Source organism: Pseudobutyrivibrio sp. YE44, assembly GCF_900104335.1.
In the GTDB taxonomy this organism is placed as follows: domain Bacteria; phylum Bacillota; class Clostridia; order Lachnospirales; family Lachnospiraceae; genus Pseudobutyrivibrio.
This window is the reverse complement of record NZ_FMXT01000003.1, coordinates 250,555-275,622: the sequence shown is the minus strand read 5'-3', so window position 1 is coordinate 275,622 and position 25,068 is coordinate 250,555. Positions and strand designations below refer to the sequence as shown.

At 40.1% G+C, this 25,068-nt stretch carries 21 protein-coding genes; 4 read left to right on the top strand and 17 right to left on the bottom strand.

The window, feature by feature from the left end; all coding sequences use genetic code 11:
• Window positions 1-623: 623 nt before the first annotated feature.
• The 8 genes from BLR54_RS07800 to nadA form a co-directional block, all read right to left on the bottom strand.
• On the bottom strand, window positions 624-2,681 hold the full coding sequence (locus BLR54_RS07800) for a methyl-accepting chemotaxis protein (protein WP_090419152.1): 2,058 nt from the start codon (window positions 2,679-2,681) through the stop codon (window positions 624-626).
• Window positions 2,682-2,885: 204 nt separating this feature from the next.
• Window positions 2,886-3,650 (bottom strand): response regulator, encoded by a 765-nt coding sequence (locus BLR54_RS07795; RefSeq protein ID WP_090419150.1) that lies wholly within the window; start codon window positions 3,648-3,650, stop codon window positions 2,886-2,888.
• A gap of 18 nt (window positions 3,651-3,668) precedes the next feature.
• Window positions 3,669-6,113: an ATP-binding protein gene (locus tag BLR54_RS07790; protein ID WP_090419147.1), complete on the bottom strand. Its 2,445-nt coding sequence runs from the start codon at window positions 6,111-6,113 to the stop codon at window positions 3,669-3,671.
• 159 nt (window positions 6,114-6,272) lie between these two features.
• Entirely contained in the window at window positions 6,273-6,947 is a 675-nt protein-coding gene (locus BLR54_RS07785) for a uracil-DNA glycosylase (protein WP_090419144.1), read from the bottom strand.
• Window positions 6,948-7,068: 121 nt separating this feature from the next.
• The gene (locus BLR54_RS07780; RefSeq protein ID WP_090419141.1) at window positions 7,069-7,596 is read right to left on the bottom strand and encodes a transcription repressor NadR; all 528 of its coding nucleotides are present in this window, start codon (window positions 7,594-7,596) and stop codon (window positions 7,069-7,071) included.
• Between the two features lie 41 nt (window positions 7,597-7,637).
• On the bottom strand, window positions 7,638-8,489 hold the full coding sequence (nadC, locus tag BLR54_RS07775) for a carboxylating nicotinate-nucleotide diphosphorylase (RefSeq protein ID WP_090419137.1): 852 nt from the start codon (window positions 8,487-8,489) through the stop codon (window positions 7,638-7,640).
• Between the two features lies 1 nt (window position 8,490).
• On the bottom strand, window positions 8,491-9,798 hold the full coding sequence (locus BLR54_RS07770) for an L-aspartate oxidase (protein ID WP_090419135.1): 1,308 nt from the start codon (window positions 9,796-9,798) through the stop codon (window positions 8,491-8,493).
• Window positions 9,799-9,904: 106 nt separating this feature from the next.
• Window positions 9,905-10,810 carry a quinolinate synthase NadA gene (gene nadA, locus BLR54_RS07765; protein ID WP_090419132.1) on the bottom strand — a complete coding sequence of 302 codons (906 nt, stop codon included), beginning with the start codon at window positions 10,808-10,810 and terminating at the stop codon, window positions 9,905-9,907.
• A gap of 306 nt (window positions 10,811-11,116) precedes the next feature.
• Here nadA and BLR54_RS07760 point away from each other — a divergent pair, with 306 nt between their 5' ends.
• Entirely contained in the window at window positions 11,117-12,265 is a 1,149-nt protein-coding gene (locus BLR54_RS07760; protein WP_090419129.1) for an acyltransferase family protein, read from the top strand.
• Window positions 12,266-12,293: 28 nt separating this feature from the next.
• Entirely contained in the window at window positions 12,294-13,055 is a 762-nt protein-coding gene (locus tag BLR54_RS07755; RefSeq protein WP_090419126.1) for an HD domain-containing protein, read from the top strand.
• 70 nt (window positions 13,056-13,125) lie between these two features.
• Here BLR54_RS07755 and BLR54_RS07750 read toward each other — a convergent pair whose 3' ends face one another.
• The 5 genes from BLR54_RS07750 to BLR54_RS07730 all read right to left on the bottom strand — a co-directional run bounded on the left by BLR54_RS07750 (window position 13,126) and on the right by BLR54_RS07730 (window position 17,037).
• Window positions 13,126-13,377, bottom strand: a complete 252-nt coding sequence (locus BLR54_RS07750) for a TIGR03905 family TSCPD domain-containing protein (RefSeq protein WP_090419123.1) — start codon at window positions 13,375-13,377, stop codon at window positions 13,126-13,128.
• A 137-nt stretch (window positions 13,378-13,514) separates the two neighbouring features.
• Window positions 13,515-14,249, bottom strand: coding sequence for a YARHG domain-containing protein (locus tag BLR54_RS07745; protein ID WP_090419120.1), 735 nt, complete (start codon window positions 14,247-14,249; stop codon window positions 13,515-13,517).
• Window positions 14,250-14,363: 114 nt separating this feature from the next.
• Entirely contained in the window at window positions 14,364-15,521 is a 1,158-nt protein-coding gene (locus tag BLR54_RS07740) for an alanyl-tRNA editing protein (RefSeq protein WP_090419117.1), read from the bottom strand.
• Between the two features lie 45 nt (window positions 15,522-15,566).
• On the bottom strand, window positions 15,567-16,571 hold the full coding sequence (locus BLR54_RS07735) for an asparaginase (protein WP_090419114.1): 1,005 nt from the start codon (window positions 16,569-16,571) through the stop codon (window positions 15,567-15,569).
• 46 nt (window positions 16,572-16,617) lie between these two features.
• Window positions 16,618-17,037, bottom strand: coding sequence for a hypothetical protein (locus tag BLR54_RS07730; RefSeq protein WP_090419111.1), 420 nt, complete (start codon window positions 17,035-17,037; stop codon window positions 16,618-16,620).
• Between the two features lie 80 nt (window positions 17,038-17,117).
• Between BLR54_RS07730 and BLR54_RS07725 the strand changes: the two genes are divergently transcribed.
• Window positions 17,118-17,885, top strand: coding sequence for a YlmH/Sll1252 family protein (locus BLR54_RS07725; RefSeq protein WP_090419108.1), 768 nt, complete (start codon window positions 17,118-17,120; stop codon window positions 17,883-17,885).
• On the opposite strand, the gene BLR54_RS07720 is transcribed toward BLR54_RS07725, so the two are convergent.
• The gene (locus BLR54_RS07720; RefSeq protein ID WP_090419106.1) at window positions 17,854-19,362 is read right to left on the bottom strand and encodes an NAD(P)H-hydrate dehydratase; all 1,509 of its coding nucleotides are present in this window, start codon (window positions 19,360-19,362) and stop codon (window positions 17,854-17,856) included. The genes BLR54_RS07725 and BLR54_RS07720 overlap by 32 nt on opposite strands.
• Window positions 19,363-19,462: 100 nt before the next feature.
• Here BLR54_RS07720 and BLR54_RS07715 point away from each other — a divergent pair, with 100 nt between their 5' ends.
• A complete protein-coding gene (locus BLR54_RS07715; RefSeq protein ID WP_090419104.1) occupies window positions 19,463-20,527 on the top strand; it encodes an SGNH/GDSL hydrolase family protein in 1,065 nt (354 codons plus the stop codon).
• A gap of 650 nt (window positions 20,528-21,177) precedes the next feature.
• On the opposite strand, the gene BLR54_RS07710 is transcribed toward BLR54_RS07715, so the two are convergent.
• The 3 genes from BLR54_RS07710 to BLR54_RS07700 are packed head-to-tail and all read right to left on the bottom strand — an operon-like array spanning window position 21,178 to window position 25,064.
• Window positions 21,178-22,467 (bottom strand): alginate O-acetyltransferase AlgX-related protein, encoded by a 1,290-nt coding sequence (locus tag BLR54_RS07710; RefSeq protein ID WP_090419101.1) that lies wholly within the window; start codon window positions 22,465-22,467, stop codon window positions 21,178-21,180.
• 28 nt (window positions 22,468-22,495) lie between these two features.
• Window positions 22,496-23,962, bottom strand: coding sequence for an MBOAT family O-acyltransferase (locus BLR54_RS07705; RefSeq protein WP_090419099.1), 1,467 nt, complete (start codon window positions 23,960-23,962; stop codon window positions 22,496-22,498).
• A gap of 1 nt (window position 23,963) precedes the next feature.
• On the bottom strand, window positions 23,964-25,064 hold the full coding sequence (locus tag BLR54_RS07700) for an acyltransferase family protein (RefSeq protein ID WP_090419096.1): 1,101 nt from the start codon (window positions 25,062-25,064) through the stop codon (window positions 23,964-23,966).
• Window positions 25,065-25,068 lie beyond the last annotated feature (4 nt).

Here is a 25,068-nt window from a genome sequence, read left to right as displayed (position 1 = left end):
CACCGTGCACCTACGGACATCATTTGAGCAAAATACTAGATTTTCTTATTCCTGCAATTTGAGCTTTTGTGAGTGTACTTTCATTGGTGTTGCACTTTGAAGCTACTGTAGGTACTGCTCAGACACTTGTAGGTTTAAATAATGCTCCCCCTCAGGGTATATAACTATCAGTTGCTTCCATACTCCGTTTGCTAAGTAAAATTAAAAAAGCAGGTTTTGTATGTATAGTCACCGTGGCACATTCAACATCGTGTCTCAAGTGACCACTGCAGCCGTCGTCCTAGCGGCTGCTGCCTATACATGCAAAACCTGCTTTTTATTTTACTAAGCGCACTTCAAATTCCAGCAACTGATAGTTATATACCCTGAGGGGGAGCACTACTGAAAATAGTGTGTGTCTGAGCAGTACATACTGTAGCGATAAAAGTGCAACGAATTGAAAGAACACTCACAAATAGAAAAGCGAAAAGCAGGAATTAGAAAAACAGTGTTTTGCGATTGTGTCCGTAGGTGCACGGTGCTGGTCTGGGAGGTGGGCAGGGGACGGCGCAGACATTTTAAAAGCGAGGTCGCCTAAGGTTAACTTAAACGGCCCCGCCTTTTCACGTTGTTATGGTAATTTGCTAGGTGGTGAGCTTGAACTTGCTAACAACCTCGGATAGCTCAGACGAAATATCGTTTTGCTGATCTGCCATCTGGTTGATTTCGGTTACGGTTTCTGATAGGCCCTCCACGGAATCCATTACGTTTCCACTGTTTGCTGCGGTATTTTGTGTAGCCTCAGCAATGTTTTGAAGTGCGAATCGAACTTCGCTCATAATATTCTGAATCGAATCTGTCATGATAGAAAGCTTTTCGGAAGTTTCCTTGATGCTTTCAGCATCCTGTCCATATCGCTCTGCAACGGATACGAAGTTCTGGTAGTCAGGTGTAACAGTTTCAGATACATAGTCTAATAGTGATTTAGCATTTGTTGCCAAGCCTTCAAAAGCTTCCTGGATACTAGAGATGGTATCCTGAATCTTCTCTACGGAATCGGTTGTCTGGCCTGCCAGCTTTCCAATTTCTGTGGCAACAACTGCAAAGCCCTTACCTTGCTCTCCTGCACGGGCTGCCTCAATAGAGGCATTAAGTGAAAGTAAAGTGATTTGATCGGCAATGTCAGCAATAACGCTTGCCATCTCTCCGATGTTTTCAACGACCTTAGATTGAGCAATACTGTCTTCTAGCTTAGTTTCGTAGCTAGCCTTCAAGGTCTGTGACTTGTCGAAGGCTTCCTGACTGCTCTTTCCAATTTCTGTTGCACGCTTTTCAATATCAATAGCTAAATCAAGGCTTCCCTTGGTTTCTTGATTAAGGTTGTCAGCAGATTCCGCAACCTGATCAACAGATGCTGAAAGCTCCTCTGTGGCAGCTGATGAATTCATCATATCTGAATTTACCGAGGTCATGATATCTACAATCTTGTCAAACTCTTCCTTGAGACCTTCTGCTGCATGCTTAAGATTTCCACTGGCATCATTGATTTCAACAGAGTAATCCGCAATGTGTTGGATAACCCCCTTGTTGTTTCCGTACATCTCATTAAGAGAATTAGACATAACAGAAAGCTCATCACGGCCTTTGACGTTAAGGCGGTCAACTGTAAAGTCACCTTCTGCAAGCTCTGTTGCAAAGAGCTGAACTCTTCTAATAGTTTTGGCAACACCACCAATTCCTATGACAATGATGATTATTGCTACTGTAACAGCAATTATACATACAAATACTAATGTGTTAATCAATCTATAGATTGGTTGCTTAAGCTCGTAGCTATTAATAACAATCATAAACTTCCAACCAGTTTCTGTGAGAGTATCATAGTAAACTTTATAGGTAGTCTTGCCATCCTTATATTCAGTCACACCTGATGTATTGGCAAGAACATCTTTTGCCATGTTCGCAAAGGAAGTATTAGAATCCTGGAGAACATTTCCGCTATTTTGAACCATCTGCTCATCATGTCCTGCAATCAATAATCCATCTGAGGCTGTAAGAATACCAACACCGGTTTCTCCAACCTTTACATTGGCTATTAATTCAGTGATAGAAGATAGCTCGATATCTACTGTGACACAACCAATCTTAGTTCCGTTTACCACGATTGGTGTAGAGCAAGAAGACATAATCATTCCAGAAGATTCGTCATAATAAGGGTCTGTAATCACCGCATTGTCTGATCCCATAGCATTTGTATAATACTCTTGATTAAAGTAATCATACTCAGCGTTGCTATATTCCCATGTGGTAACTGTACTAGCCCCATCCTTGTATACATAAGGACCGTAATACTTTTCCTCCGAATTATACTTGTATGGCTCGAACCATAGACCTGATCCTAGGACAATGTCATTTGTGGCAATCATATTCTGAAGCATTTTCTCATAGTCGTCCCATGCTGTATAGGTGTATGAACTTGCCACACTGATTGCTATAGCATCTGCAAGAATTTCAACATCTCTTAGTTTACCCTCAATCTCGGCATTATTTGCTTTTAGCTCCGCACTCATAGCCTGTCCAGTCTTTTCATTTACAAGATTCTGACTGGATACCGCAGAAATAATCGTTAATACAACCTGTGCCAAAACTAACACTGGAAGTATCAGCACAAGCATTTTAGTACCAATTTTCCTAAAATTCATACAGTCCCCCCTTAATCTAGACTATACGCCTTCTATGCTATATGATGGTTATTCATAATATTAATCCCAAGCTGTGAAATTTTGTTGAAAAAACCTCGTATAAAAAATGAAAATAAAATAGGACACGCAATATAACGTTGCATGTCCTACAATAATTATAACTAATTCACAAGTTCTTAGGTAAAAGCCCTAAAATACTCAATTCTATTCACTTTGTTTCAAGAAAATGTTCTCAATGGCATTTATAATCTTTGTCTGCATTGGAGGCTTTACGAAATAGCCTGCTGGCTTCAAATCAAGTACAGCATCTACATGTTCCTTGTCAGCAATTCCTGTAAGGAAGATAACCGGAACATCCTTGTAATCCTCTTCCGCTCTAATCATCTCAAGAGTCTGCTTGCCGTCAACAACAGGCATTTCATAGTCAAGGATAATCAAATCTGGTGAATCCTGGCCCATCGCCTTCATACACTGAGCCGCAGAAGTAGCAAGAGTAACTCTATACTTATCCTGGAGCATATTTCGCATATTTCTAAGTAAAACCGGGTTGTCATCCACCACAATAATGTGCTTTTTATCTATATCTACCACATCATTGATTATAGCGTCTGCATTCATGTTGAATTCCTTGCAGATTTCGCGGATGATGACTTCTCTGGTAGGCTGTGGGATGTGCTTACACTGGCCTGAGTAGTAATAAGAAATAAACATCTGCTTTTTCTTTTCTCGACCATAAGTAATTACAGGAAGCTCTGGGTTGTATTCAACAATAGCTTCATAAACTTCCCCCTGAACCAGCTCAAAATCATCTATATCCATGAGCACCAAATCAGGCACATAAAGCTTTAACATACTTCTTACAATCTTGCCGCTGTTTGTACAAAGCTGTGTGTGAAAATGTTGCTCAAGGAAGGAATTCACTTCCGATGTATCGCTACTAAAATCCCCAACAATAAGTATCTTTCGCATGTTTATTCTCCTTAGTCATTACTTTTGTAGCTCGTCTATATCTTGCAAAGCCTCATCATACTCCAAATTCAAAATATGAAGATTGAGATGATCTATCTTTGGTTGAAGCTCTGTAGGATAAGAATAAGACATCACCTGTTTAATCATATTATCTGCCTGCTCTGAATCCTGGCCCCTAATTGCCATCTTAACCATTTCAAGGAGGGCAAATAATTCATCCATATCTTCAAGTTTCGGCTTTTCAACCTCCGAATACAGAACTGAAAGCCTCTGCTTCATAATATCCATTTCTTCCAAGAGAACAGGTGTAAGGGATTTTATCCTGTCTAACCTATTATCTCTAGCCGCATATTCCAAAATCTTTGCAAATCCACCAAGGGATGTAGCACCAATGGTGTTTGCCATGCTCTTTATGGCATGAACCTTGATTCGATAATCTTCTAATGGGAAGTTGCCATCAATCTCATTGTAGTAGCTGGCAACTTGTTCCTTCTCATAATCGATTGCTTCATAAAAATCTACTGCCGTCTGGAAAACCATTTTGGTTTCTGGGAAATGAAGAAGGGCATAATCCCAATCCACTCCTTCAATTTCTGGTAACTCTACCTGACGAGCTCGATTTTTTCTAGCCTCATCTGTTCTATTAGTTTCATGATATTCCAGTAAATCTTCTGGCAGAAAATCTCGAATCGTCTTCTCCAGCTGAGCCGGAACAATTGGCTTGGATAAGAATCCATGGAAGCCCATTGTTAAATATCTTTCCCTTGCACCGGCTATTGCATTTGCAGTCAAGGCGATGACTGGTGTTCGCATACATTTGTTATTTTCCAGTGTGGCCATTGCCTTGAAGGTTTCCACACCGTCCATACCAGGCATCATATGATCCAAGAAAATCATATCATAATGCTCTCTTTGAATCTTTGATAAACATTCTGCACCGCTGGATGCCTCTTCAATATTTACTCTAGACTCTTTTAATAATGCAACAAAAACCTTTCGGTTCATGGTGTTGTCATCCACCACCAAGAATTTTGCATTTGGAGCCTCGAAGCTGGTGCTATATTCATAGTTTGAGGTCAGCTGCTTTAGCTTCTGCTCAAAATCTCCTATGTTTTCGTTGTTAACTATCTCTTGAGTGATAACAAAGGAGAAGGTTGAACCCTTTCCATATTCGCTTTCCACCTCAAGATTACTGCCCATCATCTTTAAAAGATTTTGGGTGATGGTCATTCCAAGACCTGCGCCTTCAATATTTCTGTTTCTGTTTTCCTCCAATCTTTCAAAGGATTCAAACATTCGCTTAATATCTTCTGGCTTAATTCCAATACCTGTATCTTTTACTGCAAAATACAAATCTGCAGTATTGTCGAAATTCCTTTTACAACTAGCAGAAATCTCGATATATCCTTCTCTAGTATATTTTACCGCATTTGTGATGATATTTGTTAATATTTGTCGGATTCTGACATCATCACCTATCATATCTGACGGGATATCAGATGCGATATTTAGCCTTACATCAAGGTTCTTTTCCTTAGCTCTTATTGTAACATTATTGAGAACATCGTGCATCAGGCTCATAAACTGATATTCGCCATTTACCACACCCATTTTTCCTGATTCAATCTTAGTGATATCAAGGATATCGTTTATGAGTGAAAGAAGATTCTGTGAGGCTGTCTTAATATCCAAGGCGTATTCCTCTACCACCTTCTCAGAGGTTTCACGAAGAATCATTTCATCCATACCCATAATAGTATTAATAGGAGTACGAATTTCATGAGACATATTTGCCAGGAAATTACTCTTCGCTTCAGTGGCAATCTGTGCCACCTTCTCTGCCTTCTTTGCCTGGAGAGTTTTCTCCAACAAATCATCGTTATTAATGGAAGCCTGTTTGTACAAGCCTACGTATATAGATTTCTGGAATTTTATGATTGAACCAATGGCAAAAGCACTTATTAAAAGTGATTGCACCACATCAAAGAAAACGCTCTGTCTAGAGTCTAAATCTATAACATAGTCAGGATGATAGTAGGAAATCACATAGCAGCCAACGATTATAGCCACATCAGTGAGAAGCATGAACACAAAATCCATGCCATCCAAAAGCATAAATACAAACACTATTCCCATGGACAACCAGCAGACCATACCACTGTTAATACCACCAGTCAAAAAGAACATAATTGGGAACAGACCTACACCCACAACAAAACATACTGCGATGGTGCTGTTCTTCAATCTATTTCTATAATTTGCCATATAGATGCATATTCCATCCATAACTATTGCAATGGCGATAACACCTGTTAGCGCTGGCGAAGTGCCATTTATTGCATTGAATGGAATAGCAATAATTCCTCCCAGGAAACCAATAATCGTAATGATGTTAAACAATATAAGATCTGTTGGTAAATCTGGGCTAAAGAAATGACCTATAAATCCAATTAATCTTTTCAATGTTTTGCTCCAATTACAAATGCACCTATTACCCGAGCGTACAAAACTCTAATATAACTATAATTGAAATATCAAACCGACACAATAAATAAACCGTGAATTTAGTGTGAAAAAGCCCACTATTCACAGACTTTTTGAACAGTGGGCTAAGATTCCTATTTAAATGTTTTCTATTTGCCAATCTATAGGGGCAAATCCCTTGGATTTCAAGAAATCGTTGGTTTTACTAAAATGCTTACATCCAAAGAATCCGCGGTAGGCAGATAAAGGCGATGGATGTGGTGCCTTTAATATCAAATGATTAGGATTGTTAAGCTTAGCACATTTCTTAGCTGCAGGTGAGCCCCAAAGCAAGAACACTATTGGTCTATCCTGTTGATTCAGGATGTCGATAACTGCATCTGTAAACTTCTCCCAACCTAAATCCTTGTGAGAATTGGCCTCATGGGCTCTAACTGTAAGAACGTTGTTGAGCATCAAAACGCCCTGTCTTGCCCACTTTTCAAGGTAACCATTATTAGGAATAAAGCACCCTAAATCATCGTGAAGCTCCTTGTAAATATTTACAAGAGAAGGTGGAGTCTTTACTCCTGGCTTAACCGAAAAGCAAAGACCGTGAGCCTGGCCTGGCTCATGATATGGATCCTGCCCAATGATTACCACCTTTACCTGAGAAAGCGGAGTGAAATCAAAAGCATTGAAAATATCATCAGCTGGTGGATATACCGGATGCTCATGATATTCTCGCTTCACACTTTCGTATAAGCTCTTGTAATATGGCTTCTTAAATTCTGGAGTCAGTGGCTCCAACCAATCATTACTAATTGCGCTCAACTATTATCTCCTAACTACGCTTGTTACAATGACAATCTCACTATATCCATTTACTATCGCTTTCGCTATACTCAGCAAATGGACATAGTCAGATTGTCATCTACTAGCTTACTTTTTCTAATTACTGCAGAATCCAATCATCCAAAGGTAACCAGAACCCTTTTGATTTGAGTTCGTCTTCGATAATATCGAGGGTCGCTTCGCTGTCGGCGCTGATTATGTGGTAATGATATCCGCTGGTGGCGGAGCTTAAGGATTTTGATTTACCGGATTCAATGGCCTCCATAAATTCCTTTGCCTCGCGGCGGGAGCTGACATTGAGAGGCGCTTCCAGACGATTATAATATCTGTGGTTGATAATTATATTTTCAGCCACTCCTCCATTATCAACTATAGTGAAGAGTTCATCAAGTATTTCCTCATCTGTGTGGCGACTTTTGATAATTCTCTTGCATTTATTTGTATTCGTAATTACGTATCCACGATTTGTGGAGGTAACCTCAATTCCATTTGCTCTGATAAGGGCAATATCTGTGACTACCACCTGACGGCTAACCTTTAGTTGCTCCGCCAAAGCTGTGCCTGATACAGGCTTATCAGATTTTTGAATTATCTCCACTATTTTTTGTCTTCTAGCCTGTCCGTCCATTCTTTCCTCCATTTATCATTTTTATGAAGAACCGTCGTTTATTAGATGGCGTGTAAATTCTTCATTGAGATATCAAGGATTGGTGCTGAATGAGTAAGTGCACCACTTGAAACATAATCAACTCCGCTGTCGATAATGTTTGCGATATTCTCCCTAGTAACATTTCCAGAACACTCTGTCTTTGCTCGACCATCTATTATTTTAACAGCTTCCTTCATGGTTGCAACATCCATGTTATCAAGCATGATAATGTCTGCTCCAGCTTCCACAGCTTCCTTTACCTGCTCAAGAGTTTCTGTCTCAATTTCGATTTTACGAACAAATGGAGCGTAGGCCTTTGCCATTTCAATAGCCTTTGTAATAGAGCCAGCCGCACCAATGTGATTATCCTTTAAAAGAATTCCATCAGAAAGGTTATAACGATGATTCTGTCCACCGCCGCACTTTACCGCATACTTTTCAAAAATTCTCATATTAGGAGTTGTCTTTCTAGTATCAAGAAGCACGGTCTTGCTGCCCTTCAAAAGAGAAGCAACTTCGTTTGTGTATGTGGCAATACCGCTCATGCGCTGAAGATAGTTAAGAGCCACACGCTCACCTGAAAGGAGCACTCTGATATCCCCCTTTACCTTAGCCATAAGCTGCCCCTTCTTAACAGCCTCTCCATCCTTAACATACTTTTCTACAACAGTTGTTTCATCAAGAATCTTAAAAACTCTCTCATATACGTCCATTCCGCAGATGATACCATCCTGCTTACAAATAAGCTCAACTTCGCCTGGCTGTGCCTCTGGCATTACCGAATTTGTAGTAACATCCTCGCTGGAAATATCCTCTCTAAGAGCCATTCTGATAAGCTCGTCTGCATTTAAAGTCATAGTAATATTGTTCATTTTATATAGCCTCCTTCTTGGCTCTTAAGTTTTCTTCTCTTTTAATTTCACCAACTACCATAGCGTGATAGTTTTCCATAATAGATGGCAAGTCTTCGTAACCATCCATGTTTACTAGATTATCAAAATCTTCTACTCGTTTAAAGTGATTCGTATTTACGATATCTGCTGCAGCACGTTTTGCAAACACTAGACTTTCCAAAAGAGAATTGCTGGCAAGTCTGTTTCGACCGTGAACACCATTACAGCTGGTTTCTCCAACAGCATAAAGCTGCTCCATTGTGGTTTTGCTATCCTTATCCACATGGATTCCGCCCATAAAATAATGCTGAGCAGGTACAACAGGCACCCAGGTTTCCAGAGGATCATAGCCTGCCTGCTTGCAACGAGCATAAATATTTGGAAAATGATTTAAAATCTCTTCCTTTGGAATAGGTGAAAAGTCCAGCCATACGTGCTCTGTTCCATCCTTTTCCATCTGGGCAAATATAGCTTTACTTACAACATCTCTAGGCTGAAGCTCATCTGTGAATCGCTCTCCAGCCTTGTTTCTAAGCACTGCACCTTCACCACGAACTGATTCTGAAATTAAAAAGCTTCGTCCACTTTGATTAGAATAAAGTGTGGTAGGATGAATCTGCACATAGTCACAATTTTCAAGCTTAACATTGTGATACATTGCAAGGGCCAGAGCATCACCAGAAATATGGCGATAGTTTGTGGAATGAGGATATACTCCACCAAGTCCACCACAGGCAAGAACTGTCACATCCCCCTGAATAGCTCTTGTTTTTCCGTCCATATCAGCAACCACTATTCCATAACACACATTATCCTTGCAAACCCAATCCACCATTGTAGTGTGTGCCATAAGGGTGATATTGTCTCTCTCCTGAGCTCTTGCTAAAAGCTTGCTGGTAATCTCTCTTCCAGTAACATCCTCATGGAAAAGTATTCTGTTATTGGAATGAGCCCCTTCCTTCGTAAATACGAATTCCCCATTTCGCTTTTCAAACTCAACTCCATAATTTTCCAGGTCTCGAATTATATCCTGAGAGCTTCGAATCATAATCTCCACAGATTCTTTTCTATTCTCATAATGACCTGCTCGCATTGTATCTTCAAAATATGCCTCATAGTCATCCTCATCCCTGAGCATACAGATTCCACCCTGAGCCAAAAAGGAATCACAACCATCCAGGGCATCCTTTGAAATTACAAGTATTTTCTTTTCTCTAGGCAGGCTGAGGGCACAAAATAAACCTGCCACTCCGCTGCCTACTATAATTACATCGTATCTATTATCCATAGTTATCTAAATCCTTTAGTCCGCCACCAACAGCTAATATATTTTTTCTTCATCGTTTACACTATACTCTCAGAAAAAACATATTATCTGCTGGTGTCTCACTTAGTTATTTTGCTAGTTCCAGCATACGCTGGAGTGGGTTTAACGCACGCTGGCGCTTCTCGTCGCTCACTTCTACAACACCGCTGCCATCACGAAGGCAGTTACGAATTTTTTCCAATGTAACCTTCTTCATGTTTGGACAAATCTGCACCGAGCCAGCAGAATAGAAGGTCTTTTCTGGATTGTTCTGCTTCAGCTGATAAAGCACTCCAAGCTCTGTAGAAATAATGAATTCCTGCTTATCAGACTTTGTTGCATAGTCGATGATTCCTGAGGTGCTACCAATATAGTCTGCATATTCAAGCACATCCAAGGTGCACTCTGGGTGAATTAACACCTCTGCCTCTGGATGTGACTCCTTTGCACGCTTTACCATATCTGCTGTTACATTCTTGTGAACATGACAGTATCCATCATTAAAAATAAAGTTCTTCTCTGGAACCTTTGTGGCAATATATCTTCCAAGGTTTTCATCAGGAATGAAAAAGATATTCTTGTTTGGCAATGCCTTTACAATCTTCATTGCATTAGCGCTAGTGACACACACATCTGAGTGCATCTTAAGCTCTGCAGTTGAGTTAATGTAGCAAACCACAGCCACATCTTCATATTCTTTTCTAACTTCCTCAATGCGCTCCACCTCAGCCATATGAGCCATTGGACAATCTGCCTTTTCATCAGGCATCAAAACTGTCTTGTCAGGGTTTAGAATCTTCGCAGACTCACCCATAAACTTTACTCCTGCAAAAACTATAGTCTTTTCCTTCAAGCCAACAGCCACCTTTGCCAGATAGTAGCTGTCGCCGATGTAGTCTGCTATAGCCTGAACTTCGTCATTAACATAATAATGAGCAAGGATTACCGCATCCTTCTCTTCTTTCAACTTTTGTATTTCTTCTACCAGTGTCATAACCTATTCTCCTTTTACTTGGCTTCCCTTCAATATCAACTAGAGCCCAATTGAACCTCTGTCCCACAACCGAAGCGGAAGAGTAGACTGTTGTCAGCCTAAGCTGACTTATGAGGTGTAACTTGACAATAACTATATCATATGACTAGTCTACTGACAAGACAGTTGTAAAAACAGTGATACTCATTGTGTCAAACTGGATTTTTTCATAATAATATGTATAATGTTGTAGCTAAGAATTTAATCGTTTAATTATGTCGGCCTGCTATAACTCCGGCAATCAATTCTTTAATCAAGGAGATATGTATGAATAACAAAAGCTCTAGAGCTTCTAACATAGAATTACTTCGTATTATTGCTATGCTCATGATTATCAGCTATCACATTATTTTGCACTGTGTAAACGTTCAGCTGACTAATCAAACTTCTATCGAAAGACTTCAAAACGGATGGTTTAACAATCCCTTATTTTATAAGCAACTATTGGCACTGGCACTTATAATGCCCTTTGGACTTGTGGGAAATGCTGTTTTCATAATGATTTCTGGATACTTTCTAGCAGACCGCGAGATTGATATGCTAAAGATTTCAAAGAAGCTGTTATCCCAGCTTTTATTTGCAGCTGTAACTTTGGTATTGGCCTCAGGTATTTTTATAAATTACGTAACTGAGGATGAGCTCAGCCAAAACCTTTTCAGCTACATACGAATTCAATACTTCAACAAAATGTCTTGGTTCGTAGGCTACTACTTCATCATCATGCTTTTGGCTTTTTGCTTTTTAAACAGATTCCTTGCCACCCTCGATAGAAAGAAATATCTTGGATTCTTATTTACAATCCTTGCCATTTCCCAGCTTGGTTGGTCCGGTTCGTTGCTTGATGATTTAGCAAAAGGCTTACGTACTGTTGTAATCGGTATTTTCCTTTACGCCTTAGGTGGATACATTAGAAAATATAATCCTTTTGAAAAACTTAGAGGATTTGTTTTAATCCTTATTATCATCGGTACAAATTGCCTTATTGGCATTTCCTACCACAATATTGCAGTAGGAAAAATCCAATCATACTATTACAACCAAAACACTCCTGGAATGGCCGAAGAGTTTTTCACCCAGTCTATTCCAAAGTTTGATAACTACAGTATCGTTGTAGTAATAATCGGCATCTGTGTATTCGAGCTTTTCAGACGCCTCAGACTTCCAGAACTAAAATTCGTAAATACGATAGCCTCTGGAACCTTTATGATTTATCTTCTCCACGACAATGGCTTTGCCTACAGTATCTGGCAAACCCAAGATTGGATAACACTTCTCTACAATGATTTCTGGGGATTCGTAAGACAGCTCGCCCTTTGGACCATAGCTGTATTTGTGATAGGACTTGTAGCCTACTGGATTTTCATTTTACTTATGAAGGTGATTAAGAAATCTAAGTGGTTGTATATAAAAGAATAATTTAGATAACGAATAATAGTGATTAAATATGATAATTAACGAACAAAAAGTAAAAGCAGCATTTGCCAGCTATACAAAAAACTTTAATCCAGAGGATCCAAAGATAGCTCTTAAAATTTCACACACATATAGGGTGGCAGAAAACAGCAGAGCTATAGCATCAAGTCTTAATATGTCTGAAGATGATATTGAAATTGCATGGCTTATAGGTATGCTTCATGACATCGGTCGTTTTGAGCAGATAGAGCGTTACGGAACCTTCAATGACAGTCAATCTGTGGACCATGGTGATTTTGGAGCTGATTTACTGTTTAAAGAGGGCTTGATTAGGAATTATATTGATGTCCGAGATTATGATGCTATTATCGAGACAGCCATCAGACAGCACAATAAATATCGTGTTTGTGAAGGTTTGAATTCCAGAACTGAGCAGTTTGCTCACATTATAAGAGATGCTGACAAAGTTGATATTTTTAGAGTTCAGGTAGAAGAACCTATCATTGGTATATATGGAGTTCCACTTGAGGAAATACAAAAAGAATTTCTGTCAGATGCAGTCTTTGAGCAATTCAAGGAACATACCGCTATATTGAGAGAATTGAAGAAATGTCACCTTGACTACTACGTGGGACATTTCTCTTTAGCCTTTGAGTTGGTATATCCATGCAGCAGAAAACTTACAAAAGAACAAGGTTATCTGGAACAATTGATGGAACTTAAAGTAGAAGATCCAAAAACGCAGGAAAGAATTGATTTCATTAGAGCAGAGATAAATAGTTGCTTAGAATAAAAATAGAGCCTTGGCGACCGCCAAGGCTCTACATCATTTCAATGATTCTTATTTTACTAATTCTAAATTCTTATTTCCCTAAAACTTCCTCAATTCCTTTAGCAAGCTGGTCGGCACAGCTGGTGCCTTTCATGCCACAAAGGTTTCCTTTGAGGACTTCCACTGTGTGGGCTGCATCAGCACCCTCTAAGAGCTTGCCGATGGCCTTTGTATTGCCATCGCAGCCGCCAGTAAATTTTACGTTGTGAAGTTTGCCATCCTCGATTTCAAAATCAATCTGTCTAGCGCAAACTCCCTTTGGAATATATGTGTGTTTCTCCATAATGACTCCTTAATATTTTATAATCTGCCAGTTTAATATGACTTCTTGCTGGCAGGACAAGGGATTGCCAACAAGAATCTATAAAATCTTAGATTTCTTTCACTTGCTGATTGAAAAAAATGATTACCAGCAAGCTATTAAAGTGGATCAATAGAATTGAGCATATCCAAATTCTTTACCTCTGTCTCAGTGAAGGTCTTCTCTGAGAAATCTGCAGGTAAAACTGTTGGCTCATACCAAATCTGACCCATGAAGTAGTTGTAAAGATCCTGGTCTCTAAATGAGTAGCCATGTCTAGCATACATTTCGTTTTTGATGGCATGAATTACCTCTGGTGCTATTCCATCAAAATCCGATGGTGAATATACTTTGTTTGCTGTATCTGCAAGATATGTGCAGTAGCGAGCATTTCCAGTGATTCCCTTTGACTCCCAGTACTGAGAAACCGGACCCCAGTATTTGTTGCCTTCGAGATGACCTGAACGCTCTGTAACAGCAGCTTCAATTTCAGCATCAGACCAACCTGCGATGTTGGATGCATATTCTCCTGGATCAACAACTTCGATAACAACATCTGCAAAGTCGTCTGGGTTAACCCCATCCATAGAAGAGCCAGCCTCGATATTCTCTTCTGAACCCTGCTCCTGAACAGGAGTTGCAGCATTTTCATCTGTAACTGCTAATTTTTTCTTTTCATGATTTAAAATGTTGAAGGTGAGAACGCCCACAAGAATACCTACAACTACACAGGACACACCCTCGATAATCCATCTTTTTGCGTTTGGATGTTGAGTTAAGAAATCTTTTGCGTCATAAAAGCGATCAAAAACCCAATCAACCGCATCCAAAACTCTGTCTCTGAATTCTTCCATTATTATTTTTCCCTTTATTTCCTTTTTCTAACTCTGTGAGAAAAGCCTCTTTTCACACTTCATTATACAGTATAACACATCTTTTTCGGTTATGTTACACATATTACGGCAGTATTACAGGGTCTGTTCTATTGCACTTCTTGTAGCATTTACGCTTCCCTGTGCCATTTCTTTACTTCCACCGCCTTTGGCTCCCAGCAATTCTCTGAGGCCTGTGGCAATAGCTTTGCAATCTCTGGTTTTGCTTCCAATAACGAAATTGTACCCATCTTCATCATTGCCAGAGAAGATTGCACATAATCCAGTATGTTTCTCAACAAGAGCGTTTACACCATCTCGCATATTTTTGGCATCTAAATCCTCTGTGAAGATGGTAACATCCTCAAGTTCAGGAGGATAGTTTTCAATTTTTTCTAAAAGGACTTTTGCCTTAACCTGAGAAATATCGTATTTCAGCTGCTTGTTGTCTGCCACCAGGCCTTCGATTTTTTCAGGAATCTCGTCCTCTCGACAATTCAAGGTCTGATATGCCTTTGTAAGTATATCCATTCTGCGATTGTAATCCTTCAGTGCGCGAAGCCCGCAAAGGATATACACTCTAACGCCACCCTTATATTTTTCAAAGGAGGTGACCTTAAGCATGCCTACCTGACCGGTTGACAGAACGTGTGGTGCACAACAGGCGCAGAAATCAACACCTTCAACTTCCACAATTCTAACAGGACCATCAAGCTCTTTCTTGCTTCGATAATCAAGCTTTGCCAGGGTTTCTGCATCTGGATAATAGGCCTTCACAGGAACGTCTGCTGCAATTACCTCGTTTGCAAGATGTTCAACGAAGCTAACCTGCTCAGCGCTCAAGTCTATGTTTAAATCGAGAGTAACTGTGTTGTCACTAAGATGAAAACCTACATTGTCAGCCCCATAAAGTCTGTGAGCCATGCCTGTGAAGATATGCTCACCTGTATGCTGCTGCATATTTCCAAAACGATGATGCCAGTCAATCATACCGGACACTTGCGCACCCACCTCAAAAGACACATCACAGTAATGGACAATTTCATCACCTTCCACCTGAACATCCATAACCCTGCCTTCACCCAGCAGACCAACGTCACTGGTCTGGCCACCCTGCTCTGGGAAAAATGCAGTTTGATCTAAAACCACCTTATATCTATCTTCGCCATCATTTCCAATGGCCTCACAGGAAATGACCTTTGCTTCAAATTCTTTGATGTAAGCATCTTTGTCGTAAAGCGGAATTGTTTTCATACCCTCTCCTCCAGATTTGTCAGTCGCTTAAGCAAAACAAAATAATTATTTCTTTCTAAAAAGAATATCTCTATTTATCTCTGTATAAAAAGCTTCTCTAAGTCGCTTGTTACTGTAGTTCATACCACGAAGCCACATAAGCTTTGTCATGGTAGCTTCAAGGGTCATATCATAGGCTTCAATCATATGGAAGTCCTGCTTAACCTGACGTCCTACTTCATAAACAGTCATGTTGCTGCCCTCGTTGGCAACCTGAGTGGTCATAACTGCAAGCTTGTCTGTATCCTTCCATTTTTCCATTTCGGTATAGAAGGTTTCCATAAGCGCTTCAGGCATGCCACCTACACCAAAGCTTTCAATGACAATAATGTCATAATTCTCAAAGAGATAGCTTAAAACCTTAGGATTCATTCCAGGATAAAGCTTCAAAAGAGTAACCTTGTCGGACATGTCATAATAGAAATTTGGAATGCCTCTAACAGGAACCTCCGGAATGTATCGAACAATAACTCCATCCTGAATAACAGCAAGATATGGGAAATTAATGCTGGAAAATGCATTATAACTCTTTGCTCTATCCTTCTTTGCTCTGGTTCCGCAGATTACCTTGCCATCAAAAACGATGCTGACATTTTGAGAAGCGTCATCAGCAGCATATATAAAGGAATCTAATAGATTTGTTTTTGCATCAGTAACATCCTTGCTGATTGGCTTTTGCGAACCTGTGACAACAATAGGCTTTGCTGAATTTTGAATCATGTAGCTTAAAGCTGCTGCAGTGTATGCCAAGGTGTCTGTTCCGTGGCAAACAACGAAACCATCATAATTGTCATAATTCTCTTCTATCGTATTTACGATATTTTTCCAGTGATCAGGTGTCATATTTGTGCTGTCGATGCTCATCACCTGAACAGTCTCAACCTGACAGACCTTTTCCACCGCAGGGATATAGGCAAGTACATCCTCTGCTGTAAGACCTGGAGTGAGACCTACCTCTGTTTGTTTTGACGCAATGGTACCACCAGTACCAATCATTAATATCTTCTTCATAATCTAGTATTTCCTAATTGTATTTTTAATTCCCCAAATACTGATTTTAATTTCTTCTAATTGGAATTCCAAAAATCTTTGTCTGGAAGCCATCATAAAGAGAGTTGTAATCTGTGTAATTAATATTGCACTTGAAGCGTTCATTCCAAACATCCTTCAAGTTATCACAGATTTCCTGTCCCTTTTCCTCTTCTGAAAGAATGGTTGGGAAAACATAGTAAATCATAAAATAATTAAGATTCATTTGGTCTGTACCACGAACCTTACCAAACTTTTTAAAGCCTGCAAAAACATCTTCGCAAAACTGTTTACACTCTGCTGTTACATCTGAAGCCTTTACCAGCGCCTCAAACTCACCATATCTATCCTCTTTAAAATTAATGGTATGTGCCTCATATTCCTTTTTGGTATGAACCTTGCTCAGGTAAGCCACATCCTCAAAAATCTTGTTAACGTTGTAACTCATAACATGTCTCCTTCCTACAACATCTAGGTGCTATTTTACAATATTTCAAGTATAATTAAAACTCTCAGAAAGGATGCTTTATGAACGACGAAGAACAGCTTTTATTTAAAAGATTAATTGAGCTTTCAAACAGAGCTTATCAAAATAATATATACACCTTTAGCGATTTCCTCAGTCTTAGCCAACAAGAGGTTATGTACCAGGCCGCCAGGGATAAATCCTTTGCGCCTATTTCCTATGACTTATTTGGTGGCTATGAAAACTGCGAAAGAAAAATGGTTCGCTTTGGAAGTGAAAAGGATTTTGGTTACGAAATAGATTTTCCAATCAAGTGCATCAAGGTGGAGCCTCTGGCAAAGAAATTTGCAAAGGAATACAACCACAGAGATTATCTTGGTTCCTTGATGAGCCTTGGAATTGACCGCAAAAAATTCGGCGATATCTTCGTGGATGGCATGGATGCGTATATCTATGCCGACGAATCTACCGCCGATTATCTTCTTGAAAATTTTGTTTCTGTAGGTCGCAATTCTGTAAAATGTTCCTTCTCAGAACTGCCTGAATCCTACAAACGTGCTACCCTTAAGGAATCCACCATCCAAGTAGCCTCTCCTCGAGCTGATGCTGTCATCGCCAGAGTCTACAACCTGAGCCGCAAGGATACCCTTCCATATTTCACAGAAAAAAAGGTTTCCGTAAACGGGCATATTGTTGAAAACAATGATAAAATCCTTTCAGCTGGAGACTCTGTTTCTGTCAGAGGCTTTGGAAAGTTCAATATTATTGAAGAAGGTGGTTTGTCCCGTAAAGGAAAGCTTAATCTAGTAGTTGAGGTATTTGGGCGATAATATCTCGAGCCAAAAGTCCCTTAATACCTTTCTCATATGTTGCTATAGTTCCTGCAGCACCATGGATGTATGCTCCAGCTGCTGCAGCCTCTTCAGCTTCCATTTTCTGTCCAAGAAGAGCGCCTATAATTCCTGCCAGCACATCTCCGCTTCCCGGAGTGGCCAACCCCTGATTTCCACTGTTGCAATAAAATATCGTATTTACGTTAGCGATCACAGTAGTAAAATTCTTTAGAACCACGGTACAATTATGGGTAGCTGCAAATGATTTTGCAACATTTTCCATATCATAATTAATTTCAGAAACAGGTATATTGCACAGCCGCTCCATCTCCTTTAAATGAGGAGTAAGCACCACTGGCACTCTGGCTGTCATATCATTAAGCATCTCTATATTTTTTGCCAAAAGATTTAATCCATCGGCGTCAACTATTACCGGAACCTTACTATTCCTTGCAACAGTCTCCAAAATAGACATTGATAGATCTGAGGTTCCAAAACCTGGACCAAGAATAATAGAATCTGCCCAGTTAATCTGCTCCAAAACCTCCGTTTCATCAAATGCTGTATAGCCCTTGTACATAGTTTCAGGCAATGCCTGCTGAATAGCTTCGATATTGTTTGCATGGGTGTAAATCTTCACCAGACCAGAACCTGTAACAAGAGCAGCTTGGGCTGCAAGATAACAGGCACCATAAATACTTTCGCTTCCTGCAATAACAAGCACCTTGCCACAAGTACCCTTATTTGCAGTTACAGGTCTAGGCTTAACCCCTTTAAGGATGGTGTCATCTAGAAGCTTAGCTGTATCCTCCTTCGTATTGTATATTCCAACATCTTCTACACTAATGTTTCCTGAAGCCACCTTGCACTCACCCAGTATTAATCCCTTCTTCATATATCCGAAGGTAACTGTTCTGTCAGCTTGCACGCCAATTTCACCTAAAAGTTTTCCACTATCAGTATCAAATCCAGAAGGCATATCCACAGCAACTGTAGGCTTTTCACTTTCGTTCATAAATATGGCTGCAGTTTCGTACTCTCCCCCAAGACCACGGGTTAAACCTATGCCAAACATTGCATCCACATACAAATCACAGTGAGAAAACAGTTTCGTAAATTCCTTTAAACTATAATCATCTACATTCCAAGGATAAATGATTTCTACGCCATAATTTACAGCAATTTTCAACTCATGTCTTAGAGACTCAGAATATCTTTTTGCGTCTCCAAGCATCATCACCTTCACACCAACACCTTTGTTATGAAGGATTCGTGCAACAGCAACTCCATCGCCCCCATTATTGCCAGGACCACAAAAAACTCCTATGTTTTTTGCAGAAGGATACTCTTTTAATATAGTATCGCACACTGCTAGTGCAGCCCGTTCCATAAGCACCAAGCCTGGCACCCCAAAACGTTCTATTGTTTCACTGTCACAGGCTTTCATTTCCGCTGCCGATAGTATCTTATTCATAGCTTGACCTCAAATGACTAATTATCTGATAAGTGTTATACTACTAAGCATAATTATAAATAAACAGACAGAAATTTTATAGGATTATAGGAGAATTATTTTGAAGAAAAAAATTGTTATTGGACTTTGGATTTCTCTATTTATATTGATTATTTGTTTCTGCGTAATGGTTGTTTCTCAGCGCAAACAGCAGCAAGCCGAACAAGAGGCAGCCCTAGCTCGTCTAGAACAGGAAGAGCAAGAAAAAGCTACTGAGGAAGAAACACCTTCTGAAAAGGAAACAGACTCTACTGAAAATGTAAAACCCGACTCTTACACCTTCACAGATTTTGAGGCTACCTACTATTCTCAAAGCAAAGTTAATGTAAGAGAGGAGCCTAACGATACTGCAGAAATTCTTGGCACTTTTTCACTGGATCAGCGTGTAAGCATAGTTGCAAAGTGCAACGAAACAGATTACTACAAGGTTAAAACCAACGGAGATTATGGATACGTTGCCTTTGACGATTTATCAGAAGAATACATTCCTATTCCTTTACCAACCGCCGGCAAAAGCGTACCATCTGCCACCAAGGATATTTTATTCATTGGAAACTCAATCACCCTTTATCCTGCCACCAAGGACTGGTGGGGCTCAGGCTGGGGATGTGGTGCCACCGCACCAGAAAATGACTACGTGCACCTTACCGTAGCCGCCAAAGGGTACGGCTCTTACGACTATATGTCACTTCGTTCATGGGAATTTTCAAGTACCAGAAACTACGAACTAGACGACCTGGATCCATACATCACCAAATACCAGTATGGCACCATCGTTATCGAACTAGGAGAAAACGTTAAAAATCACGAAGACCATTTCAAAGAAGACTTATCAGACATGATAAAGTACATCAAGACTTACAATCCTAACGCGCGAATTGTAATGCTTGACAACTTCTGGCCATACAAGAGCATCATTGCCACCAAAAAGGCCGTAGCCTCCGAAAACGGAGTCACCTACGTAAGCCTCTCCGACATCCAAGGCGTACAAGACTACATGCTCAAAGAAGGAGACCAGTTCACCGCACCCGACGGCACCGTCTACACCATCGGGTCCTTCTTAGCCGGCCACCCCAACGACGCAGGCTTCGCCGCCATCGCGCAGCACCTAATCTCAGCACTGTAGCCCACGGGCCAACCAGCCCTTAGGTGCCATCCTCAATTTTTGTTTTTTAGGCAGGCAGCACCACCCACATAGGTATGGGTTCAATCACAAAATAATGATTCTCTAAATGCTGCATGTAGCTTTTCTTATTGTGGGTGTTCTTTCAATTCTTTGCACTTTGTACGCTACAGTTTGTATTGCTCAGACACACATTTTTTTCAGTAATGCTCACCATCAGGGTATATAACTATCAGTTGCTGGAGTTTGAAGTGCGCTTAGTAAAATAAAAAGCAGGTTTTGCATGTATAGGCAGCAGCCGCTAGGACGACGGCTGCAGTGGTCACTTGAGACACGATGTTGAATGTGCCACGGTGACTATACATACAAAACCTGCTTTTTTAATTTTACTTAGCAAACGGAGTATGGAAGCAACTGATAGTTATATACCCTGATGGTGAGCATTATTTAGAACTACAAGTGTCTGAGCTATACATACAGTAGCTTCAAAGTGCAAAACCAATGAAAGTACACCCACTAAAAGCTACATTTGCAGCATTAAGAGAATCTATTATTTTGCTCAAATTCACCCATACCTATGTGGTGGGTGGTGCTGCTTGCCTAAAATATGCCTAACGCTGAGGATGGCACCTAAGGGCTGGTTGGCCCGTGGGCTAGTTGCTGAGTACGTTGATTACGCGCTGGACGGTGTTGAAGGCCTCGTAGTCGTAGCGTTCCACGGCTTCGATGACGATGACGTCGGCGTTCTTGATGTCGGCGTGGATGTCACTCATGTAGTCGCGATGTGCAATGGTACACTGTGTGAAGTCTTTGGTGAGGTATGGAACCATGTTTACACGGAAGCTGTCACCGATGAAGCATAGCTTCTTTTGATTTGCACCATTTGAGGTAGTGTGAATAATCATCTTTTCTGGGTTTGTTAATCCATCCACGGCTACATCTGGTCGATAGTCTACAACGGCTTCTACATCATCGTGGGTCACCATTGAGTCTGGGATTCCCATGTAGGTGTATAGCTCATATTTCTCTGCGTCTTCTGTTCCTGTAACCCACTGGAAAGGATCAGTCTGCTCAACACCCATTGATGCGTATAACGCATTTGTTCCGAATAATCCACCCATGTGATTCCAGTGGGTATCGTACTTGTAATATACCTGGCTCTGAGAAGAAGCCTGAAGCTCTTCCAACAATGGGTAAATAAACGGCATAGAGGATTCGTTTTGCATTCGTTCGTAGAGACGCTGAATTCGCCTAAAATCCGTTACCCTTTCGACGGATGGCATATACTGTGGATACACAGAGGATTTATTAGGTGCTATGTAGATATATACCTGTTTTCCCTGGGCATCACATATGCTCTTTAAACGATTTGAAATACTGATATAGTGATTGATGGTATCCTCGTCCAAAAGATTGGTGCCTTGATAGCATTCTATTTCATTCTCGCCATATAGGAAGAGCCATCCATCTCTTGCAATTATTACATCCTGATATACGTGAAGTGGGAAGTAGTTATCGTCTACCACCTGTTCTTCTGGCTCTGTGATTGGAGCCTCTTCACCTGGCACAATAGGTTTATTAGTCTGACCTCTGTCCACTTCCTGCTTATTATCGACCTGGGCACTGTACAGTCTCTGTCCAACTGCGATGGCTACCTGCTGATATTTTGCATCTACAATATCGTTAAGCTCTTTGTACCAGGAAATCATCGTATATCTGAAAGGGATTCTATCGTCGATAAATCCTGACATGCTTTCCCCGGTGTTTAAAAGATTTGCCCACTCAATTTGCTGCATTTCTCTTTTTTCAGTCTCCACCACAGAAAGTCTTTTAAAGGTAGATGGTGCAAAAATGCGCAGAGCGCCACCTCCTACCCAAGGGAACACCAGGACACCTAGAAAAATCAATATGAAGATTTTGTTTTTTAGATTCTTTAAATTCATCTAAAACTCGACCTCATAATAGTTACAACTAGAACTGATAATAAATAAATGGATTGTAAGTTCCATTCACTAGGAACAACAAACTAAGTAAAAGTAAAGTTAAGCAGACCAACATGTTGCCCTTTACTGCTTTTACACTCATATGAGCCTGCACAAAACCTCCAAATAGCATCGCACAGATGAAGGCTATGACACTCATTCCTGATAAATAATTGAATAGATTAAGAGGCTTTAATCCTCCAACAAACATCCTTGAGATAAATGCTCCAGCCTCCATTATAGTGCCCGCTCTAAACACCACCCAAAGGGAGTTTACAATTATAAAAATCAAAATACGATTGAAAAACTTAATTGGATTTTTAGCTAATATCTTGCCAAACCATAGACGCTCAAATATCAATAGTATTCCGTAAACTAGGCCCCAAATAAAGAAGGTCCAATTGGCTCCGTGCCAAATTCCTGTTAGCAAGAATACAATAAAAATGTTAAAGCAGGTTCGTCCCATTCCATGTCGGCTTCCTCCAAGAGGTATGTAAACATAATCCCTGAACCAGGTAGACAGGGAAATGTGCCAACGTCTCCAAAATTCTTGTATAGATTCTGCTCTGTAAGGATGATTGAAATTCTCTTTAAAATCGAACCCAAACATCTTGCCAAGGCCAATGGCCATGTCTGAGTATCCGCTGAAATCATAGTAAATTTGGAAGGTGTAACAAATAGCACCAAGCCACGACACGGTCACATCCAACTGGCTGATATCTGAAGACCAAATTTGATCTGCCACTGCAGCCAAAGTATTTGCAATAAGCACCTTCTTGCTTAATCCAAAACAAAATCGTTTTATGCCTTCAGCAAATTCATTGGATCCAACATTTCTCTCTGAAAGCTGGGAAGCAATATCCTTGTAATGAACGATAGGTCCAGCTATAAGCTGAGGGAAGCAAGATATATAAAGGGCAAAATATAGAATATTTCCTTGAAGCTCCGCATCATTTTTATAAACATCAATTACATAGGAAAGGGCCTGGAAGGTGAAGAAGGAAATTCCAACAGGTAGAACAATTTCACTGATGCCAAGTGCACCTGTACCAACACCTGAAAGAATGCCTGTTGCTCTTTGTGCAATTGTAAGCTTGCCAGGATAAAATACGTTCTCGATGGTAGCAATAAAGAAATTGAAATACTTAAAGAAAAACAGCATCCCCATGTCTGCCAACACAGCAAAAATAAGCCCCAAAACACGCACAATATTTCTGTGCCTATTTGGAGCGCAAAGAAAGCCAGCACTCCAGTTAATGAAAATAACCACCCCGATAAGCAGCAGATATTTTACACCACCGAAGGCATAGAAAATCAGGCTTTCAAACAACAGTATATAGTTAGACAGAATGATTTTGCGGTCTATTCCACCACCTGCAATTCTTGGCAGGCCATAATATACCAAGAGGCAAAGTGGTAGGAATATTGTGCAAAATATAAGTGAGCTAAATACCAATTTATTCTCCCTTTTTCTCTATGATTAGTCTGCTAAAAGGTTTGTGTTTATTAAACCAGCCCACCACGTAGTAACATGCTAACGCACCAGCAAAGGTGACTAAAGTGCATAGTAGTGCCTTCATTTCAAAGCTTACATCCGGAAGCAGTTCCTGCACTAAACGTATTGCATAGAACTGATTCAGATAAATCATAAGACTAGCTTTTCCTAGCTGATAAAAAATTGGTTTGTTGAAAAATTCACCCCATGGATTAACATCCAGGAAGGAAAGTGTTACTGCTATCCAAAGGACAAAAATAACTGGATAGCCATAGTTTACGTCCATCTCTGTACATGCAAAATTGAAGGCTATCAGATAGCAAATAAGCTCCACTATTCCTAATATCTTCTTTCCTGCATTTGTAAATTTATACTTATTAAACTGACGAGTAAGACTGTAGGTACAACACCCCAGCGCCATCTCGGATAAACCACGTAAGAAGCATTTGTAAAACATTCCTGTCCAACCGTCTACTCCAGCAATTCCATCATATTCATGGTTCATATAGCCAAGTATAAAGAGTGCCAACAGTGGACAGATTATCTTAACAAACACCTCGTAGTGCTTTCTAAGTAATGGATAAAAAATAAAGGTAACCATAAGCCAAACATCCACGTACCAAGTCAGCTTGTTTACCCAATTACTATCAAATCCAAATACCTGTAAAAAGAAAATAGATGCCCAGGAATCCACCAAATAATGAAATCTATCTAGCATCGTCTCTTCCAAGAAATACGCATTTACGATAATCGTAAGAATAATCGCAAACAAATGATATGGGAAAATATTCCAGAACTTCTTTTTCATTACAAGAGCAGTCTCTGTACCAATAAACTCAGTTGACTGCTCACGCTTTGCATAGGCTGCTGACGCCAGCAAATAGCCGGAAACTAAGAAGAAAAACTCCACTCCGATATAACCTCTTGCAAAGAAATTGAAGCCAGTACTTCCCAGCTCAACAAAGTCATCTCCCGCAAAGCGTTTGTGAATGTGAAAGAATAAAATCGCTAAGGCAAAAATAAAACGCAAAAACTCCACTCGTCCATTTTTCTTAGGCTTCATACTT

Coding starts and splice junctions, on each gene's coding strand:
- nadC (WP_090419137.1), bottom strand. CDS start 8,489: ATGAACAATATTACTATGACTTTAAATGCAGACGAGCTTATCAGAATG.
- BLR54_RS07760 (WP_090419129.1), top strand. CDS start 11,117: ATGAATAACAAAAGCTCTAGAGCTTCTAACATAGAATTACTTCGTATT.
- BLR54_RS07770 (WP_090419135.1), bottom strand. CDS start 9,798: ATGGATAATAGATACGATGTAATTATAGTAGGCAGCGGAGTGGCAGGT.
- BLR54_RS07725 (WP_090419108.1), top strand. CDS start 17,118: ATGAACGACGAAGAACAGCTTTTATTTAAAAGATTAATTGAGCTTTCA.
- BLR54_RS07750 (WP_090419123.1), bottom strand. CDS start 13,377: ATGGAGAAACACACATATATTCCAAAGGGAGTTTGCGCTAGACAGATT.
- BLR54_RS07735 (WP_090419114.1), bottom strand. CDS start 16,571: ATGAAGAAGATATTAATGATTGGTACTGGTGGTACCATTGCGTCAAAA.
- BLR54_RS07710 (WP_090419101.1), bottom strand. CDS start 22,467: ATGAATTTAAAGAATCTAAAAAACAAAATCTTCATATTGATTTTTCTA.
- BLR54_RS07800 (WP_090419152.1), bottom strand. CDS start 2,681: ATGAATTTTAGGAAAATTGGTACTAAAATGCTTGTGCTGATACTTCCA.
- BLR54_RS07730 (WP_090419111.1), bottom strand. CDS start 17,037: ATGAGTTACAACGTTAACAAGATTTTTGAGGATGTGGCTTACCTGAGC.
- BLR54_RS07740 (WP_090419117.1), bottom strand. CDS start 15,521: ATGAAAACAATTCCGCTTTACGACAAAGATGCTTACATCAAAGAATTT.
- BLR54_RS07795 (WP_090419150.1), bottom strand. CDS start 3,650: ATGCGAAAGATACTTATTGTTGGGGATTTTAGTAGCGATACATCGGAA.
- BLR54_RS07745 (WP_090419120.1), bottom strand. CDS start 14,249: ATGGAAGAATTCAGAGACAGAGTTTTGGATGCGGTTGATTGGGTTTTT.
- BLR54_RS07720 (WP_090419106.1), bottom strand. CDS start 19,362: ATGAATAAGATACTATCGGCAGCGGAAATGAAAGCCTGTGACAGTGAA.
- BLR54_RS07755 (WP_090419126.1), top strand. CDS start 12,294: ATGATAATTAACGAACAAAAAGTAAAAGCAGCATTTGCCAGCTATACA.
- nadA (WP_090419132.1), bottom strand. CDS start 10,810: ATGACACTGGTAGAAGAAATACAAAAGTTGAAAGAAGAGAAGGATGCG.
- BLR54_RS07780 (WP_090419141.1), bottom strand. CDS start 7,596: ATGGACGGACAGGCTAGAAGACAAAAAATAGTGGAGATAATTCAAAAA.
- BLR54_RS07700 (WP_090419096.1), bottom strand. CDS start 25,064: ATGAAGCCTAAGAAAAATGGACGAGTGGAGTTTTTGCGTTTTATTTTT.